This is a genomic window from Seohaeicola zhoushanensis (assembly GCF_014656415.1).
Classification (GTDB): domain Bacteria; phylum Pseudomonadota; class Alphaproteobacteria; order Rhodobacterales; family Rhodobacteraceae; genus Seohaeicola_A; species Seohaeicola_A zhoushanensis.
In genome coordinates this window covers 1-16,502 of record NZ_BNCJ01000030.1, presented here as the reverse complement: position 1 = coordinate 16,502, position 16,502 = coordinate 1, and the positions used below count along the sequence as shown (strand labels likewise).

Sequence of the window (16,502 nt, the reverse complement as noted above, 5' to 3'; positions counted from 1 at the left end):
CGCCGGTTAGCCGACCGTCGAGAACGGCGGCAAGCGAGAGGACCAGCGACAGGTCCAGGGGCAGGGATCGCTTCATGTCAGGCTCCTGGCTGGCGCAAATGCTGGCTGGGTGTGCTACTTTGTCAATTGGCCCTCTCGCCCCGAAATGCAAGCGCGGCGATGGCAGTCCAGATGCCGGTGCGCAAGATCATCGCACCGATGGTGCGCCCCTCCCAAGCGCCGCCCGTCAGGATATGCCAGAGGAAGGCGGCGAAGATCAGCGCTGTTGCCACGGCAATTCCAAGCGCCAGCATCGGCGCCCAGGCCCCGCCGCGCCAGAGTCCGATCCCGGCCAGGACATAGGCGAACCCGGCGGTGAAGTTGAACCATAGCACGAAGGGCACCACCGCGCCCATGTCGACGTCGCCGAAGAGCGCACGACCTCCCGAAACGATGGTCAAGAGGCCGAAGATCACGGCGACGGCCGCGGCGACGGTCAGCGAGAGGGGGCGGCTGCTCATTGGGTTTCTCCGGGTCAGGCGTCGGCCAGGCGGCCGTCGCGCAGGTGGATCAGGCGGTCGAAACGGTCGAAGATCTTCTCGTCATGGGTGACTATGACGATGCAGGCCTCCTGCTCGACGGCCAGCTTGCGCAGCAGATCCATCACCAACCCGGCGCGTGCGCTGTCGAGCGCGGCCGTCGGCTCGTCGGCCAGGATGATGCGGGGCCGGTTGGCGAGCGCGCGGGCGATCGCCACGCGCTGCGCCTCGCCGCCCGACAAGAGCGCCGGCTTGACCTTCGCCCGGTGGCCGACCTCGAGATAGTCCAGCAATTCACGCGCCCGAGCCCGGCCTTCGTCGGCGGGCCGCTTGGCGAGGTCGAGGACGACGGCAACATTCTCTTCAGCGGTCAGGAACGGCAGGAGATTGTGCGCCTGGAAAATGAAACCGATCTTGTCGAGCCTGAGGCGTCGCAGGTCGCGCCGCAGCCATCTGCCGTCGAACACCGGCTCTCCGTCCAGCATCACCCTCCCCGAGGACGGCGCAAGGATGCAGCCGATGATGTTCAGAAGCGTGGTCTTGCCGGAACCGGAGGGGCCAAGCAGCGCTATCACCTCGCCGGCGCGCACGGTCAGATCGAGGGCGCGCAGGGCATCGACGCGGGTCTCGCCCTCGCCGAAGTGCTTGGCCACGCCCGAGACCGCGATGAGGGTGTCGCCAAGCGCCATGTCAGCTCCCGAGCGCGGTGGCCGGATCGACCTTCATCGCCGCCCGCACGCCGAGCGCCGAGGACAGAAGGCAGACGGCAGCGATGATGCCGGCCAGCACCATGACGTTGAACGGCTCCAGCACCACGCGGCGGGGGAAGTAGTCCTTGACGGTCAGGATCAATATCAGCCCGATCCCCCAGCCCGAGGCGCCGAGGATCAGCGCCTGCTGCACGATCAGCGCGACGATGGCGCGGTCGGGAGCGCCAATCAGCTTCAAGGTGGCGATCTGCTTCAGCTTCTCCATGGTCATGGTGTAGATGATCAGCGCGATCACCACGGCGCTGACCGACAGCAGGATGCCGAGGAAGAGGCCTATCTGCCTGCGCGCCTTGTCCACCACGGAGGCCAGCAGCAATTCCTCCTGTTCTCCTTGGGTCATGGCGGCAAGGTGCTTCCACTGGCGCACGGTCGCGGCCAGCAGATCGACGTCAGCCCCCGGCGCCATGCGGGCGATCACGGCGGCGACCGATGCGGACTTGACGGAAACTGCGCCGCGCGCGGTCTGCACCCGCTGCGCCGCCGGGTCGAGTTCGGTTTGCAGCGCCATCGCGTCGGCCAGCGTCACATAGACCGCCGGATCGCCGCCCGAGTTCATCGCCCCTTCGACCAGACCAACCACGGTGAAGCGGTTGCGCCCGAGCCGGATGGTCTCGCCCGGCGAAAGGCCGGTCTTGCGGTCGGCCACCATCTCGAAATGACTGGCGCCAATGCCGCGCCCCTCGGCGATTGCCCGCGGCCCGCCCGGGCGACCCGGCTCGTAGCCGACAACGTAGAGCCGCAGGGTGCGCCCGCCATGCGGCGCCTCGACGTTCTGGTAGTTGACCGCGCCGGCCTCGGCCACGCCGGGCATCCGCGCCACCGCATTGCGCGTATCGGCGGGAATGCTGGAGGCTTCGGCGAAGGGGCCCTTGGTTCCGGCCTCCACCACCCAGACATCCGCGGCGGGCGCCTTCACCACCGCCAGCGCGTCCGAGACGAGGCCGTTGTAGATGCCGATCATCGCCAGCACGACCGTCATCAGCAGCCCGAGCCCGAAACAGGTCAGCACGAAGCGGAACAGCCCGTGGCGGATGTCCTTGAGCGCGAGGTTCATGGCGCCTCCCCAATGCGCGCGCGCCGGCCCTCGGCCGCGCCCTTCGGCACCCGGGCGACGATCATGGCCCCTTCGGGCAGGCCGCCGATGACCTCGACCCGACCGCGATCGTCGCGGGCGCCGAGGGTCAGTTCCGCGCGGGTCAGGCGCCCGTCCACAACCGTCCAGACCGTGCCGCGATGCCCGTCGAAGCCGGCGATCGCCAGTTCGGGTACCATCAGCGCGGTCGCGCGGGTGCCGGTCAGGATGCGCACCTCGGCCTGTTCACCGAGAAACATCTCGGCGGGACAGTCGGCGCAGGTCAGCCAGACGCGGCGTTCCTCGTTCACCCGGTCGCTTTCGATGCCGATGCGGGCAATGGTGCCGTGAAACTGGGCCGCGGGCTGCGAGCGCAGGCGGATCGTGCCGGGCTGGCCAAGGGCAAGCTGGCCGGCGCGTTCCTCGTCGACATAGGCCTGAATCCAGACGGTCGCGGGGTCGATCAGGGTCAGAACCGAATCGCCGGCCTTGACCACGGTTCCCGCCTCGGCATGGCGGGCAACGACCAGCGCATCATAGGGCGCGATCAGGCGGTGATGGGCCAGCAGGGTTTCCTCCTGCTGCAAACCCGCCGCCGCATCCATGCCCTGGGCCCGGGTCACCGCGACATCGGCCTCGGCTACCGCCAGATCGGCGCGCGCCACGTCCTCATCGCGCTGCGCCTCCTCGGCGCGCTGGATCGAAGCGATATCGCGCTGCGCCAGGCCCTGTTGCCGGCGGTTCGCCGCCTCGCTCTGCGCGAGCACTGCGCGGGCGCGCACGACCGCCGCTTCTGCCCTGGCAAGGCTGGCCTCGTTGGCCGCCACCGCCGCATGCGCGCGGGCTACGCGCGCCTCCTGCTCGGCGGCGTGCAGGCTGGCCATTTTCTGACCCGGTGCCACCCGGTCGCCGGCATCGACCGCCAGCGCCGTCAACGCCCCGCCGACCTCGAACCCCACGCGGCTGAGGATGCGCGCCTCGACGGTGCCAAGCCCGTAGATGCGCAGGGCCACATTGCTTTCGGGCTGCGCGACCGTGACCGTCAGCGGCCGTTCAGTCAGGAACAGGAAGCCCGCCGCGATCGCCAGCGCCGTTAGGAATCCGAAAAGCCAGACGCGCCGCATCGCCTATTCCCCTTCCGCGGCCAACAGCCGCAATTGCACCTCGAACAGCCGCAACCCCTCATCGCGCAGGTCGAAATCGCGTGCACCCAATGCCCAGCGGATCGCCACACCCTGCACCAGCGAGGTCAGCAGCACCGCCGCATCCGCTGTCTCGATGTCGCCGCGCAGAATGCCCGCTTCCTGCCCGGCGTCGACCTCGCGCGCGAGCAAGCCGCGAAAGGCCGTCAGCAAGCCATGAAACGTGGCGCGCAGTTCCGCGTTGGTGACGTTCAACTCGCGTGAGAACAGCAGCATCGGCAGCGCTGGCGTCGCGGCGATCTGTGCGAATTGTGCCGCGATCAGCGCGCGCAGCCGGACAATCGGCCCATCGCCGCGGCTGATGGCGTCCTCCCAGGCCGCTGCCAGCCCTTCGGCGACATGTTCGGCGACGGCCTGCCACAACGCGGCCTTGGTGGGAAAATGCCGGAACAACGCCGCCTGCGTCACCCCGATTGCCGTAGCCACCGCCCCGGTCGTCACCCGGTCCGGCCCGATCCTATCGGCCAGAGCGAGAACTACGGTGACGATCTCGGCCTTGCGCCGCTCAGCTGACTTTCGCATGGACGTTGATAAGTGAGTAAGTAATTACATACGTCTGATTGATGGAAGCATGTCTGTCAAGATGCGAGGTCCGCAATCCGCTGATCTCGGGCGCCTCGGCACCTTTCGGGGAGCTGGCAGACAAATGCGAACCAGTCTACGCAAGGGCAGAACGACTGCCCCTTATGCCGCGCAGAGTCCGCGCCACTCTGTGAGAGCGGCGGTGCGGTTTGCCTTGAAATGGACTCGTGAGGTGAGGCTGCGTTCCTGGTTGAAAAGGTTGTGGACCGAAGCATGGATGGATGCGAATTTCTGCAAACTTCGCATCCGCCGGAAGCGGAGCATCGCTCGCTCCCTTCGTCGAAATGGTTGGTATGAGTTCTCCGCCCTGTTGTTCAGCCAGCGGCCAGTTTCTTGGCGATCAGCCGCTCCGATCTCCCTCAGCGCGGCGCCGTAAGACCATAGCTTGTCGGTCACCAGGACCTCCACCCGGCCATGCTTCCTCATTGCTTTCTTGAGGAATTTCAACGCGGCCTTATTGTCCCGCGTCCGCGTCACGAAGCTTTCCAGGACTTCGCCCTCATGGTCGACCGCCCGCCAGAGGTAGTGCCGCTCGCCGTTGATCTTTACGAACACCTCATCAAGGTGCCAACGCCAGTGGCTGGTCCGCATTCCCTCGATGTGAATAGCCCCGCGCGGCCGACCAGAAGGGCGTCGACGAGGCGAAGCCGTACGCACAGCTCATTCCCGGCGGCAGCACGGCTCTAAAAAACCCCGCCGATGAGGTTCTTGTCGAACTCGCGGAAGCCATGTGCAGACGGGATGACACCAATTCGGATATCCCGGCCGCCTACACCTATCTTGGGCAGTTCTTAGCCCATGATATGAGCTATCTCCAAGGGGGTACCGAAAGCGAAGGCGTCGCCTGGGTCAATGCCAATGCCTTGCACGCGCTTGAGTTCAAGTCGTTGTTCGGGACCGCCAGCATGGACGAAGGCTCTTCGAGCGAGTGGATCAGCGTCGCGGGCTCGTCGTTGGGAATCGCGACGCAGCCGCTGGCGGGGCAAAACCAGACCTACGACCTGCCGCGCAGCATTGAGGGTGGTTTTCCGTGCTGCCCCGACCCGCGCGCCGACAGCAAGCTCGGCCTGGCCCAGATGCATGTTCTGCTGGTACGGTTCCACCAGATGATGGCGCTGAACCAGCAACTGAATACGGAGGAGGCCCAGTACGAGACGAAGCGGCATCTGCAAGCGATGGTGCTGACCGACTATCTACGTCGGATCATTCCGGAAGAAATATATGTCGACGTGATGCGCAACGGCCGCAAGTTCGTGGCCCCTTCCGGCCCGAAGGAATTCCTCGTCTCAATCGAATTCGCCACCGCGATCTTCCGCTTCGGCCACAGTATGATCCTTTGGAAATATGGCTGGTGGGGCATCAAATGGCCAGAATTATCATCCTTGCCGCCCGTCAAGGCTCTGCTGCGCGATCTGTTGGACTTTATTCAGCACGTCGAGAACGCGGTAAAGGGCCTGCTGCAGATCCGGGGCTTCTCCGGCATTCCAGTACAGTTCAGGCACCCGGCCGAAACGCTGCGATGGTATCTGTGGCATGGGAAAGTTCTGACGGCCACAACCAGTCTGCAATGGTTGATCGTTGATTGCGCGCGGCTGCATACAGATGATCCCGTGGCGGCTGAAGCGGCCCGACGCGTGCAAGCCCGGTGCCGAGACCTCTATTCCTACCTTGCGAACAAAACGGACAATCTGACCGATTATGGTCGACGGTACCGCCGCGGTCTTCCGATTTCTTCGTCCCGGGCTGAGGGCTGCGTGGACGACATCGGCAACACCCGCATGGGAAAGCGACGCCGCATGAGATGGTCACCCAAGGGAGCCCACCGCGTGGCCGTTGTCCGCGCCGCCGTTCTCGACGGTCGGCTAACCGGCGTTTACCAGAGAGCAGCCGCATGACCCCCAAGTTTTGCCCACTCCCGTTACGCCACGTCCCAGAAGCACCGAAAGAAGATCGAGGAAGCGTTCGGCTGGGCAAAAACCGTCGGGGGCATGGCTCAAACCATGTATCGTGGCGTCGAACGTGTTCGGTCGCGGTTCATCCTGACAATGGCCGCCAAAAACCTCGCCAGACTGCCTCGGTTGCTGACTGCTTGACGCGCGAGCACGCCACCAGGTGCGTGTGCCGCACTCGCCAACGGGCATCGAGATCACGTGACCAAACCCTGATCACGGGAAAACGTTCCGGCTCGGCGACTAATTCAGCGGCCTGCTAGAGCATAATGCCGAATGTAGTGGTATCTGCCTCAAGCCCGGAAGTCACGGCTTCATCTAGCTGCTGTTCAGGGGACCCAATACCGCAGTGACCTCCAAAAGCACGGGCGCATTGCGCGGAAGGCGGCTTACGCCTATGACCGAGCGGGGGTGGCGTCCCGTTTCGCCAAGTGCCGAAATGAACAGGCGCGAGGCCGCATCGGCAACGGTCGAGATGTCGAACGGTTGATCCCCGACTGCGATATGGGCGGTCATCCGCAGGATCCGCTCGATCCTTTCGCCCGGCCCGCACTGCTCCGACAGCCATGCCATCACCTGCCCCGCAGCGATCTCGGCGTTCTTGCAGGCCGTCTGGAGGTCGACATCCTCACCACACCGCCCCGTTGCGTGAAGCGCGTTGTCCCCGACCTTGGCGATCTGTCCAGCAACCATCACAAGGCAGTCATGGCGGGAGGCCAGGATGTATTCGTAGTTCGTGCCGATCGGCGCGGGCAATTCGAAAGCTTCGTTCATCAGAAGGTAACCTCGCGATTTTTAGAAAACTTGATACGTTGGAGCAGATAGACGCCGAACAGGATTGCTACGCCCATTGCCGAAGAGATAAGCTCGGGATGGATCATCAGTACGGCGGCCAGAACAAGCAGCCCCCGCATCACCCATCCAAGTGCCGCGCCGAAAAGCCAGCCGATCACCACGGCAGACAGCACGGCAACGGCCAGCACCGCGCGAAGCAGCGAATAGAACAGGTCGAGGCTGAAGTCGGGCGTCAGGAGCACCGAGTTCGACACGAACATGAAGGGGATGATGTATATTGGCAGCCCGATCAGGAAGGCCGTCCACCCCACGCGGGACGGACGCTCGCCTGCGATCGGGGCGGCTGCATAGGCCGCAACGGCCAGAGGCGGCGTGATCTGCCCAAGCACGGCGTAGTAGAACACGAACATATGCGCGGCCAGCGGATCGGCCCCCAGCTTCACCAGCGCCGGCGCCACCAGCGTGGCCTGAACGATATAGGCCGCCGTCGTGGGCATACCCATGCCAAAGATGAAGGCAGCGATCATGGCCAGCAGCAGCGCAATATCGAGCGAGCCACCGGAGAAACTGGTGACCACGGCGCTGAACTTGAAGCCAAGCCCCGAGATTTGCACGACCCCCACGATGATGCCGGCAGACGCACAGGCGGCCGCAACGGTCGCGGCACCCTCGACGCCCAGCCGGATACCCGCAACATGCTGACGCCAATGCACGAACGTCGAGCGCCGCAGGTAGGGCGTCACGAATGCCGCGACCACGCCGAAAAAGGCGCTGAAGCTTGCCGAATAGCCCTGCATCAGCAGCGCGACCAGGATCACGACCGGGATCAGGAAGGTCCAGCCCCCCATGAGCACCGCACGGGTCGATCCGGCCTCGGCAGCCGCAAGCGGCTGCAGGTTCAGCTTTACGGATGCCAGATGCACCGCAAACAGCAACGCCACGTAAAACAGCAGCGCCGGGATGAGCGCGGCGGCAGCCACCTCAAGATACCCGATGCCCAGAATGCCAGCCATCAGGAAGGCAGCGGCCCCCATGATCGGCGGCGTGATCTGCCCGCCGGTCGAGGCGATGGCCTCGATTGCCCCGGCGAAACGGCGCGGGTAGCCAAGCTTGAGCATCATCGGGATGGTCAGCGAACCGGTGGTCGCGACATTCGCAACGGCACTGCCCGACATCATGCCCATCAGGCCACTGGCGATGACGGCAATCTTTGCCGGGCCACCCCGGCTTTGACCGGTCATGGCACGGGTGATGGTGATGAAGAAATCGCCACCACCAGCCACTTGCAGCACAGCACCGAAAATCACGAAAAGAAAGATGTACTCCGCCGACACGCCAAGCGCGGTGCCGAACAGGCCCTCGAAGCTGAAATACATCTGGTCGACGAATTCGCTGACCCCTACCCCGCCATGGGCAAGCGGGCGCAACCAGCTGACGTAGCGCAGTTCGGGGCCGACGAAGGCATAGACGATGAAAATCAGGCAGAGCCACACGATTGCCATGCCAAGACTGCGGCGGGTGGCCTCGAGGATCACCACGATCGCGCCGATGGCGACGAACAATTCCATCGCTGAGGCATCCAGCGTCCAGGGCGGGCGCACGACGATGGCACTGTGATTAAGAGCGGCATAGCCCAGCGTCACCACGGACAACGCGATCAGGCCGAAGTCGACCAGATGCCCCAACTTCCGGCGAGGCATCGGTTGGAGCAGGAAGACGATGATCACCGCGAACAGAATGTGCACCGATCTGAGCAGCAGGTTGGGCGCAAGCCACAGCGGCGAGGCCGCAAGCAGATGGAAGGCCGTCATCGCCAGAGCAAGGACGGCGATTGCGCGGTCCCGCAGGGGCGCGCGGCCGGTTTCGGTTGCGGTGGTCATCTGTGCGGTCCTCAGGCGTCGAGCTTGGAATCGGAGACCGTGATCCCCTGCTCTTCGAAGTATTTCCGCGCGCCCGGATGAACCGGCACGACCATGCCCTGACCAACGGTTTCGGGGGTCATGTAGCGAAGCAGAGAATGCGCCGTGTAGAGCTCCTCACGGTTCTCCCACAGCTGCTTGACGATGGCGTAGGCCGTCTCGTCCGACATTTCCGCGCCTGCAAACAGAATTGTGTTGGTGCCCAGCGTCTGGGCGGGCTCTTCCTGGCCGCCGAACAGGCCCGCGGGCAGCGTGACCGGCTCGAACCCGGCTCCGTGATCGGCCACGAATTTCTCCAGCACCGCCGGATCGAACGACAGGGCGCGCATCGGGCGGACCGTTTCGTTCTGCAGCACCGTCGGATGCGGCCAGAGCGACAGCCACATCACCGCGTCGAGCTGACCATTGCTCAGCGCCTCATGAGATTCCGACCAACTAAGCGGGTGCAGTTTGCCACCATCGGCTTCTATGTCGGCGATGGTCATTCCGGCCGCCGCGAGCAGGTTCTCGAAGGTCAGCCAAGAGGTTTGGCCGGGCTGACCCGCGCTGACCTGCTTGCCGCGCAGATCTTCGAGCGAATGGATGTCGGACCGCGCATCGACCCAGATTTGGATCGCGCTCTGCATGATGGTCATCAGGCCGCGTGCATTCTGAACCGGTGCCTCGGGCGTTGCCGGATCACGGCCGTTCCAGGCGTCGAGCGCGTTGTTGGCCGAGGTGATCCCCAGATCGGCCTTGCCGTCGCGCACGCGCAGCAGGTTCGGCCCCGAACCGCCGGGTTGCACGTCGATGATGGTCGCGGGGAAGATCGCGGACAGTTGGTTGGCGACCGCCGTCCCGACGATCCCGAACACGCCACCTGAGGGGCCGCCGCCAATCGTCAGGAAGTCGGGCGCCTGTGCCAGCGCAAACCGGGGTGCGGACAGGGCAAAGGCAGCTGCGGCGGTGCCGCGCAGAAGCGTTCGTCTGGTTATGTCGGTGGTCATGCGATTTCTCCCTCTTGAAATCTGCCGGGCGGGCCGGCTTCGTGATGTGTTAATTCCGCATGAGCTGGGATTCCAATCAATCAAGAAGTAGTGGCGCATACTTCAACTATCTTGAAGTCATCGGGATGGCTGCGGGCCCTTCTCGCCACGCCGTCGAAGATCGCACGTTCGAACATTTGCGAGACCGGCGGCAACTCGGCGTGGCTTCGGGTGAGAATGCTGACCCGACGCGTCGCAGCCGGGTCGGCAAGCGGCAGAAACAGAAAATCATCCGCCTGCCCATCCAGCGTCAACTTCGGCAGGACCGTAATCCCGACATCCGCCCGCACCATCCCCAGAACCGATCCGGTATTGCGGATGCGCAGGTGTGCGGCCTCATCCATCGTCCGGAACTCGGGGCTGGCGATCTGTGCGCCGGTCGCGTTCGAGATCAGCGTATAGGGCCGAAGGTCATCCCATTGCAGTGGTTGCTTAAGACCCTGCAACGGGTGGCCCGCGCAGCACACCACGCCAAACCTGTCCGAGAACAGCGGCCGCGTGGTGATCGAAGACAGGCTGCCCCGGCCTGACGCGATCCCGATGTCGATGCGCTGCATCTCGACCTCGCGAAGCACGGTGGTCGAGTCCATGTCGCGGATGTGGATAATGACATCGGGCCGCTCGGCGCGAAACGCCTGAACGACAGGCGGCAAGAGAACAGCGGTGACCGAGGGAACGGCCCCGATCCGGACAGTGCCCACCCGCGCCTGCGCGTAGGCGCTAATGGATTCGATACAACGATTAAAATTCTCGACCTCCCGGCGCCCTTCGGCAAACGTGAACTGGCCCAGAGCCGTCAAGCGGTTCTTCCGATCAGTCTCGAACAGCGGCGCGCCCAGATGATCCTCCAGCTGTTTAAGCGACATGGAGACCGCCGAGGCGGTGCGGCCAAGCCGCTCGGCCGCATCGTTCAGATTGCCTAGCTCGGCGACGGCGACAAAATTCCGCAGCATCTCGATCTTGATGGCCATTCTTCAACATTCCTTTAATGCGGTTAAGCCGTTTGAATGTGACTGAAGCGCTGCCACGTGGCAATAGTCCGGAAACTCACGAACAAGTTCAGGGGACTTCCGGATGTCCAGCTACCTCATCGATTGCCTGCAATACGCGAACTGGTCGGAAAAGATCTTTCGTCAGATGCGCGAAGGCGGCGTGGACGCCGTCCATGTCACCATAGCCTACCACGAGGATTTCCGCGAAACTGTGCGGAACATCGCGGATTGGAACCTGCGGTTTCAACGCCATTCCGACCTGATCATGCAGGGCTTTACCGGCGACGATGTGCGCCGCGCGCGCGAAATGGGGCGCACTGCCATCTTCCTCGGGTTCCAGACACCTGCCCCGATCGAGGCGGACATTGGTCTTGTGGAGGTGCTGCATCGGCTCGGCGTACGCTTCATGCAACTGACCTATAACAATCAGTCACTGCTCGCGACCGGCTGCTACGAGGCCGAAGACCCCGGCCTGACCCGCATGGGCCGACAGGTCGTGACCGAGATGAACCGCGTCGGGCTGGTGGTCGACATGAGCCACTCCTCGGAACGCTCCACCCTTGACGCCATCGCGCATTCCGGCCGCCCCATTGCCATCACGCACGCGAACCCGGCCAGCTGGCACCCGGCACGACGCAACAAATCCGATACGGTGCTGCGCGCGCTGGCCGAGAGCGGCGGAATGCTGGGCTTCTCGGTCTATCCGCACCACCTGAAGGGCGGCAGCGCCTGTACGCTAGAGGACTTCTGCACGATGATTGCACGCACCGCCGAACTGATGGGCGTCGAGCGCATCGGGATCGGCAGTGACCTGTGCCAGGATCAGCCGGATTCGGTGGTGGAATGGATGCGCGTCGGCCGCTGGACCCGCGAGATCGATTACGGCGAAGGCTCGGCCGACGCCGCCGGTTTCCCCGATCAGCCCGAATGGTTCGCCGACAACCGCGGCCTGCGCGGGATTGCAACCGGCCTGCGCAGGGTCGGCTTCTCCGAAACCGAGGCCGCCCGCATTCTCGGCGGCAACTGGCTGGACTTCTTCGATCAAAGCTTCGGGCCCGAGGCCTGACCCCACACGCATCACGACACTCAGGAAAACACAATGACATTGACCCGTTTCCAACCCAGCCCGCGCATGAGCAAAGCGGTCGTCGCCGACAACATCATCCACCTCGCTGGGCAGGTGCCCGACGATCTCGACGCTGACGTCGCCACCCAGACGCGCCAGGTGCTGGCCAATATCGACTCTGTTCTGGCCTCGCTGGGCGCATCCCAAGCGGACCTGATGTCGATCCAGGTCTGGCTTGATGACATCTCTGATATCGGCGTGATGAATGAGGTCTGGGACGCCTGGGTCGACCCCCAGAACCCGCCCGCCCGCGCAACCGGCGGCGTCCGACTCGCCCGCGCCGGCATGCGCGTCGAGATGATCGCCGTGGCGCGCCTGCCGGGCTGATTGCCGGACGGACAGCAACACGTTTCCGTCCACGGTTGCACACCCGGTGCCGGTTCGGATCGCACCCGGGGAGATGCCCATCGGGCGCCATGACGTCGGCAAATGGGCCTGCCTCCGCGAGCTATGCCTGATCAGAAAGATCGCCAGGGCCCTCCAAGCCGGAAGCGGCCAGGAAATACCCCGAAAACGTGCCCCAGCCCCGTTGTATGAAGCGCCAGCCGCCCGCGCAACAAGGCCCGGTGCACAGCTTTCTGTGCCACCAAAAGATGCATGTGGCTCACGGCTGCGTCCGATAATAACGCAACATCTTAGAGAGTATCTGGACGTGGCGACAAGACCCAAACTGGCATCCCGGGTAGCGTATGAAGGTCGCGGACCGGGTCTTGTCGGGCGAATGTCGTGCCAGAAGCCTGAACCACGGCGGCGCTATTCTTTCCGATATTGCGAGTTAACCGCCCCGCCTTGCCGTTCACATCTATGTCCAATAAGTTTGCATTATCGGGCCTTAAAAGATATGCTCAGCGCCATGTCAGAAAATCACGAGAAATCTGTCGGATGACCGGAGTTGATGAGATTCAAGCACTTCCCTGAAAAACGAGTCGGGGTTCATGAGATTCTGGACCGGTATTGATGAGACTGGATGAGTCGGTATTTGTGAGACTGGCGCTGTCTCGCGGCTTTTTCTGCAGACTGGCGTGCTCTCTCGTCGCGCTCAGCGCGCCAGAACCGAGCCGAGATACTCCGCCTCAACGAGAGCGGCCATGGGCCAATCGCCTGCCGGACCCGTCCCTGCCCCTCCGCATCGCTCACGAGCATGACTGAGATCGCCCATTTGACCGGATCCTCAATGATCCGTCCGATGCCGACCGTCAGCGCGAAACACTGCAACAGAGAACCCTGTGCCAAGGCGTGGAGACCGGGTCGCACCGGCTTGGCGAGCACTGGCGCCACCTGATCGTATTCGGGGACAACGATCGTCAGTGCCTGCCGGAGGATCGGCGTGGTCAGAAAATCTTGATAGTCCCGCCGGTCCTTCAGAGACATACGTGGCTGCTCCCAAACGTTCGGCGGCGAGGCGCGGCGATGCCGTGCCGTCAGAACCTCAAGCACTTCGGGCGCTTCCATTCGCTGCTCCGCACCGCGCGCCCACGCATCGAGATAGGTGACCCCAGCCTCGGCATGCCGTTCAAGTTTCTTGAAGCGATCACTTCCGAACCGGTCGGATAGAGTCTCGCCGGTGGCGTCCCGAAACTCCACGCCATGCACCGGGCAGCGAAATCGCCACGGCAAGGCTGTGGATTTGCGTTGCGGCTCTTCGGGACAGTGCGGGCAGTAATGCCGGCTCTTCCGCGCGATCATCATACGCGCCTGTGGCCCGAACTCCCGGAATGCCATGGCCTGCACTGCTTCGGGCGAAAGGCCGGTCCGAGCCGCGATCAGAGCCCCCTGCCCTTCCGAAAGACGCCATTCCAGGTCGAACACCTCGTGCCCCTTCAGGCCAAGCGCGGCGACGAATTCCGAAACCGTCATGGCGTAGAACGGGGCCATGCGCGCGGCCCAGGAAGACAGCCGTTCGTCCGCCTCGGGGAGGTAGACAACCGGCAGGCGCCCGTGCGCCGTCACACCGGCTCTCCCAGGACCGCCTGCAACCGGTCGCCGCCCAGAATATCGCGCGAGAGGATACGTTCCTCGCCGCTTTCGATGGCGGCGATCGCCAGCTGCGACAAGATCGAAAAGATGCCCGAGGTGATGCCGCCAGTCACCTTGATCATCCGCGTGAGTGCCTTCTCGTCGATCTGGCTTTGGCGCCGAAGCGGCAGCGTGCGCGTGAGCGTGCTCATCAGCCCGTTCAGATCCTCGCCCTCCCGCCATGGCGGCAATGCGAAGGCCTCGAAGCGACGCACCAGTTGATCATCGGTGCGCAGCGCGTTGCGGGCCTGCGCCGTACCGACACAGACCAGCGGGATGCGCAGCTCGTTGCCCAGAAAGCGCAGCATGTTCAGGAATCGTGCCTGTTCGCGGATCGTCCCCGCCTGCAGGCTGTGAATCTCGTCGATGACCAGCATCCCCGGACGCAATTCGGCGAGCAGACGCAAGGCTAGGCTTTCCAGCACAGACAGTGTCGCCCGCGGCGGCTCCGGGGCACCGATCGCCGCCAGGATCCGACGGTAGAAGCGCGATTCATCAGGCCCAGACACCATCTGCACGGCGACAACCGGCATATGTAGCCGTCCGCTGGTCTCGTCGAAGCTCGATGCGTGATCGCGGGTGAACTTCTCGATGATCATCGTCTTGCCCATGCCGCTGTCACCAACAATGAGCAGGTTCGGCATGCGGGCGCGCTCGGGAAACGACATCAGCGTTTCCAGCTTCTCCAAGGCGGCCTCAGCCCTGGGATAGGAGATCCAGCGGTCGGCGCGAATCCTATGAATGCGCTCCTCGGCGCTGAACGCGGCGATCTTGCCGGCTCCCGGATAGAGATGCGGGAACTCAGTCATCGTCGTACCACTCCTCGACCTTGAAGCCGGGGTGGCTGAGGAACGGGCTCCCCGTCCCTTCCGGCGCAGGCAGGGCATCTGGCGCGTCGGCATCCGGTGTCACATCGATCATCGGCAGAGGGACCAAATGCGCCCGCCGCGCCTGGTGGCGCCGTATCGCCTTCGTCTGCCGTTCGGCGCTGTCGACGAGGTCGCGCTGCGCCTCGATCGTCCTGAAAATCAGTTCCTCATCTACCGACCGGCGCCCGGCCTCGCGCATAGCGCGTCGCGCCGCGCGGTGCTCCCAGAGCGTGACTGCAGGCCGTGTCAGATCCGCCGGCCGGGCTTCGATGATCCCGTTCTCTGTCAGCACGAAGATGCGCGAAAGATCACGCGGGTCGTATTTGAGCGTGAACTTGCGGCTTTCGCGGCCCATCAGCCAGCGCAGCTCGTCCGCCCAGTAGCGGATGTGGAAGAGATGCAGGCCGTCGCGCTGCAAAACTCGCAGCTCGGAGGGCAGGAAATCGACCAGGAACTGCCTGAGATCGGCCGGGATTTGTACCTGGACCTCGTTCGTCCGCGCCGCCCAAGCCGCCGCAGGAGTGGTTTCCAGCGCGCTGTGGACCCGCGCATGGTAGGAGCCAGTGATCTCGAGAGCGAGCCAGGTTTCCAGCTCTCTGAGCGTCATCACCGCCTCGGCTTCCGCGTCGAGATCACCGCGCTCGAAAATATTCGAGAAATGCGAGCCCGGCAGCAGGTGAATCGCGCCCATCATCGTGCCGATCAGGCGCTCGATATGGCCGCCATAGCGCGGCGTTCCCGGTGGTCGGTGCCGCAGGTCGATCTGATATTCGGAACAGGCCCGCTCGAAGGCGCGCGCGTGGAACTCCGCGCCATTGTCCACGTAAATCGCGTTTGGGATACCCTGCGCAGCCCACTCCGTGTTGATACCCCGCGCAGTGAGCCAATGCGATTTGTCCATCACCGCATGGGTCAGACACAGCGCAACAGCCAGAAGCGATGGCGGCTCCAGCGACAGATGAAACCCCAAAACCATGCGGGTGTTCACATCGATTGCCACGGTCAGCGTCGGACGACCGAGCGGGCGACGCGTCACCGGGTCGACCACTGTCACATCGGCCTTGGTATGGTCGATCTGGACGATATCGAGAGGGCTGTCTGCAGTAAGGCCTCCCGGCGTGGCCAGATGGCGTCGCTCGGCCTTGTCCTTGCCTTCACGCCGGGCCATCAGCTTTGCCTAATCGTGCCCCTCCAGCCAGCGGCCCAAACGCCGGATCGAGGGCGGTGCCAACCCTTGCGCCTGACAATCGGCAGCGATCTCCCGCCAGAACCGCGTCCTGGTGGGCTTGCGGCGGGTGGCATAGAAAACCCTGAAATGGTGGGACACGATCGCTTCCACCGCCGGGTCCAAGGGGTGCATGCCCGGTTTGGGCCCCCGGGTATCCCGTAGCAGTGCACTGGTCCGCCCGTCTTCCCGGAACTGCTTCACCAGACGAAAGAGCGTGGATCGGCTGACATTCAACTGGCGCATGGCCCAGTCGACATTGCCCTGAGTGAGCCGGACCGGCAGCTCCGCGATCACTTGCGCGCGGCGCTCGGCCTCTTCCCAATCCTTGTCAGCTGGAAAATTATCGGACATAACTTACTCAGTGCATGGATGCCGGATAGTCGTAAGCGCCTCGGCGGTCCCCTACGCGGCGCGGCTTGACGCGGTTCGGAAGTTCCAA

15 protein-coding genes and 4 pseudogenes are annotated in these 16,502 nt (G+C 64.0%); 5 read left to right on the top strand and 14 right to left on the bottom strand.

Annotated elements, in window-relative coordinates; genetic code table 11:
• Window positions 1-122: 122 nt before the first annotated feature.
• The 6 genes and pseudogenes from IE266_RS24320 to IE266_RS24295 all read right to left on the bottom strand — a co-directional run.
• Complete coding sequence (locus tag IE266_RS24320) at window positions 123-500, bottom strand: hypothetical protein (protein WP_189682737.1); 378 nt, start codon at window positions 498-500, stop codon at window positions 123-125.
• 14 nt (window positions 501-514) lie between these two features.
• A complete protein-coding gene (locus IE266_RS24315; protein ID WP_189682736.1) occupies window positions 515-1,207 on the bottom strand; it encodes an ABC transporter ATP-binding protein in 693 nt (230 codons plus the stop codon).
• A 1-nt stretch (window position 1,208) separates the two neighbouring features.
• Window positions 1,209-2,342: an ABC transporter permease gene (locus IE266_RS24310; RefSeq protein ID WP_189682735.1), complete on the bottom strand. Its 1,134-nt coding sequence runs from the start codon at window positions 2,340-2,342 to the stop codon at window positions 1,209-1,211.
• Window positions 2,339-3,484 (bottom strand): efflux RND transporter periplasmic adaptor subunit, encoded by a 1,146-nt coding sequence (locus IE266_RS24305; protein ID WP_189682734.1) that lies wholly within the window; start codon window positions 3,482-3,484, stop codon window positions 2,339-2,341. The genes IE266_RS24310 and IE266_RS24305 overlap by 4 nt, the downstream gene beginning before the upstream one ends.
• Before the next feature lie 3 nt (window positions 3,485-3,487).
• Entirely contained in the window at window positions 3,488-4,084 is a 597-nt protein-coding gene (locus IE266_RS24300) for a TetR/AcrR family transcriptional regulator (RefSeq protein WP_189682733.1), read from the bottom strand.
• 162 nt (window positions 4,085-4,246) lie between these two features.
• Window positions 4,247-4,726: pseudogene (locus IE266_RS24295) on the bottom strand (IS6 family transposase); the annotation flags it as partial.
• Between the two features lie 146 nt (window positions 4,727-4,872).
• Here IE266_RS24295 and IE266_RS27220 point away from each other — a divergent pair.
• The 3 pseudogenes from IE266_RS27220 to IE266_RS24285 all read left to right on the top strand — a co-directional run.
• Window positions 4,873-5,469, top strand: a pseudogene (locus IE266_RS27220) (peroxidase family protein); the annotation flags it as partial.
• A 99-nt stretch (window positions 5,470-5,568) separates the two neighbouring features.
• Window positions 5,569-6,039 (top strand): annotated as a pseudogene (locus IE266_RS27030) (ISKra4 family transposase); the annotation flags it as partial.
• A 15-nt stretch (window positions 6,040-6,054) separates the two neighbouring features.
• Window positions 6,055-6,237, top strand: a pseudogene (locus IE266_RS24285) (transposase); the annotation flags it as partial.
• A gap of 174 nt (window positions 6,238-6,411) precedes the next feature.
• Here IE266_RS24285 and IE266_RS24280 read toward each other — a convergent pair.
• The 4 genes from IE266_RS24280 to IE266_RS24265 form a co-directional block, all read right to left on the bottom strand.
• The gene (locus IE266_RS24280) at window positions 6,412-6,867 is read right to left on the bottom strand and encodes a RidA family protein (protein ID WP_189682731.1); all 456 of its coding nucleotides are present in this window, start codon (window positions 6,865-6,867) and stop codon (window positions 6,412-6,414) included.
• Window positions 6,867-8,768 carry a TRAP transporter permease gene (locus IE266_RS24275; protein ID WP_189682730.1) on the bottom strand — a complete coding sequence of 634 codons (1,902 nt, stop codon included), beginning with the start codon at window positions 8,766-8,768 and terminating at the stop codon, window positions 6,867-6,869. The genes IE266_RS24280 and IE266_RS24275 overlap by 1 nt, the downstream gene beginning before the upstream one ends.
• 11 nt (window positions 8,769-8,779) lie before the next feature.
• The gene (locus IE266_RS24270; protein ID WP_189682729.1) at window positions 8,780-9,793 is read right to left on the bottom strand and encodes a TAXI family TRAP transporter solute-binding subunit; all 1,014 of its coding nucleotides are present in this window, start codon (window positions 9,791-9,793) and stop codon (window positions 8,780-8,782) included.
• 80 nt (window positions 9,794-9,873) lie between these two features.
• Window positions 9,874-10,803, bottom strand: coding sequence for a LysR family transcriptional regulator (locus IE266_RS24265; RefSeq protein WP_189682728.1), 930 nt, complete (start codon window positions 10,801-10,803; stop codon window positions 9,874-9,876).
• Between the two features lie 103 nt (window positions 10,804-10,906).
• Here IE266_RS24265 and IE266_RS24260 point away from each other — a divergent pair, with 103 nt between their 5' ends.
• Together IE266_RS24260 and IE266_RS24255 are read left to right on the top strand one after the other, a co-directional pair.
• The gene (locus IE266_RS24260) at window positions 10,907-11,890 is read left to right on the top strand and encodes a membrane dipeptidase (RefSeq protein WP_189682727.1); all 984 of its coding nucleotides are present in this window, start codon (window positions 10,907-10,909) and stop codon (window positions 11,888-11,890) included.
• A gap of 33 nt (window positions 11,891-11,923) precedes the next feature.
• On the top strand, window positions 11,924-12,277 hold the full coding sequence (locus tag IE266_RS24255; RefSeq protein ID WP_189682726.1) for a RidA family protein: 354 nt from the start codon (window positions 11,924-11,926) through the stop codon (window positions 12,275-12,277).
• Between the two features lie 606 nt (window positions 12,278-12,883).
• On the opposite strand, the gene IE266_RS24250 is transcribed toward IE266_RS24255, so the two are convergent.
• From IE266_RS24250 to IE266_RS27025, 4 genes are read right to left on the bottom strand one after another with little or no spacing between them, the layout of a single operon-like run.
• Complete coding sequence (locus tag IE266_RS24250) at window positions 12,884-13,900, bottom strand: TniQ family protein (protein ID WP_189682725.1); 1,017 nt, start codon at window positions 13,898-13,900, stop codon at window positions 12,884-12,886.
• Window positions 13,897-14,775 (bottom strand): TniB family NTP-binding protein, encoded by an 879-nt coding sequence (locus IE266_RS24245; protein ID WP_189682724.1) that lies wholly within the window; start codon window positions 14,773-14,775, stop codon window positions 13,897-13,899. The genes IE266_RS24250 and IE266_RS24245 overlap by 4 nt, the downstream gene beginning before the upstream one ends.
• Window positions 14,768-16,003: a TnsB C-terminal domain-containing protein gene (locus IE266_RS24240; protein WP_229864455.1), complete on the bottom strand. Its 1,236-nt coding sequence runs from the start codon at window positions 16,001-16,003 to the stop codon at window positions 14,768-14,770. The genes IE266_RS24245 and IE266_RS24240 overlap by 8 nt, the downstream gene beginning before the upstream one ends.
• A gap of 9 nt (window positions 16,004-16,012) precedes the next feature.
• Entirely contained in the window at window positions 16,013-16,414 is a 402-nt protein-coding gene (locus IE266_RS27025; protein ID WP_229864453.1) for a helix-turn-helix domain-containing protein, read from the bottom strand.
• Window positions 16,415-16,502 lie beyond the last annotated feature (88 nt).